This is a genomic window from Bradyrhizobium sp. 142, assembly GCF_023074015.1.
Classification (GTDB): domain Bacteria; phylum Pseudomonadota; class Alphaproteobacteria; order Rhizobiales; family Xanthobacteraceae; genus Bradyrhizobium.
This window is the reverse complement of the sequence record NZ_JADPKQ010000196.1, coordinates 1-1,358: the sequence shown is the minus strand read 5'-3', so window position 1 is coordinate 1,358 and position 1,358 is coordinate 1. Positions and strand designations below refer to the sequence as shown.

The window sequence follows — 1,358 nt, the reverse complement described above, 5'->3', positions numbered from 1 at the left end:
GAGGCGATCCGCACAATGGTCAGCAGCAACGTTCCCACCGGTCGGCATCACGGCGCGCCCAAGCATGGAGACGCGCTGCTGGCCGGTCTGATCCGGTGCAAGCGCTGCGGCCGTAAGCTCACACTCCGGTACTCCGGCATGAAGCACCATATCCCGCGCTACAGCTGCAGCCGCGCCTGGATGGATAATGGCGGCCCTCACTGCATCGCCTTCGGCGGATTGCGCGTCGATGATGCAATCGAAGAAGCACTGCTTGGCGTCGTCGGTCCGGGCGCTATCGCCGCTGCAGCCGCTGCCGCCAAGGAAGCCGGAGAACGGCGGAATCAGGTGCGCGATGCGCTCAGTCGCGACCTCGAAGCGGCGCGCTATGCCGCCGACCGGGCCTTCCGGCAATACGATGCCGCTGACCCCGCGAACCGGTTGGTGGCGAGCGAGCTTGAAGCGCGCTGGAACAAGGCGCTTGCCCATGCCGCGGAGGTGGAAGGCAAGATTGCCACCTACGACGCTGCACGGCCGATGCCTGCCGCTGATCCAGCGACGCTTGCGTCGCTCGCCACCGATCTGAAGACTGTCTGGGCGGCGCCTACGACCGATGCACGGCTGAAGAAGCGCATCGTGCGCACCCTGATCCACGAGGTCGTGGCCGATATCGACGACGCGGCCTCCGAGATCGTTCTCATCGTCCACTGGGTGGGTGGCGCCCACAGCGAGTTGCGCTTGCCCAAACGCCGGCGCGGGCAGCGCAACAGCACCTCTACCGATATCATCCAAGCCGTGCGTCAGCTGGTGCTGATTGCCGGCGACGATCTGATTGCCGGCCTCCTCAACCGCAACGGCCTCAAGACGGGCAACGGCAATCGCTGGACCCGCGAGCGCGTCACATCAATGCGCTCGAACTACCACATCCCGGTGTTCAAGCCCGCCGAGGACGAGATCGAACCCTGGCTCAACCTCGGTAACGCCGCAAAGCTCCTGAAGATCGCGCCCAAGACGCTCCGGCTGGCCGCTGAAGCCGGCGAGATCGAATCCATCCATCCTCTGCCGGACGGTCCTTGGATCTTCGCCCGCACCTCGCTGATAACAACTGCTGCTCAATCTATCGCCGAACGAGCACGACAGAACCCAAGATACCCCACGGGATCACATCCCAATCAGCAAAGTCTCTTCTCTTCAACAACATAGACAGATGGGTGTTGCCGATCGAATGTCGCGCCTCGCCGACGGTTTCGTAGGCTCGCAGATAGACCTCCTCGTATTTAACGCTGCGCCATAGCCGCTCGACGAAGACGTTGTCCCGCCAGGCGCCCTTGCCGTCCATGCTGATCGCGATGCCGTGGCTGGCGAGGACGCCGGTGAAG

Annotated in this window: 1 protein-coding gene and 1 pseudogene; one reads left to right on the top strand and one right to left on the bottom strand. The window is 63.8% G+C overall.

What is annotated here, in order from left to right:
* A partial coding sequence (locus IVA82_RS17325) for a zinc ribbon domain-containing protein (RefSeq protein WP_247493434.1) occupies positions 1-1,182 on the top strand: 1,182 nt, incomplete at its 5' end.
* Between the two features lie 13 nt (positions 1,183-1,195).
* Here IVA82_RS17325 and IVA82_RS17320 read toward each other — a convergent pair.
* Positions 1,196-1,358: pseudogene (locus IVA82_RS17320) on the bottom strand (IS3 family transposase); the annotation flags it as partial.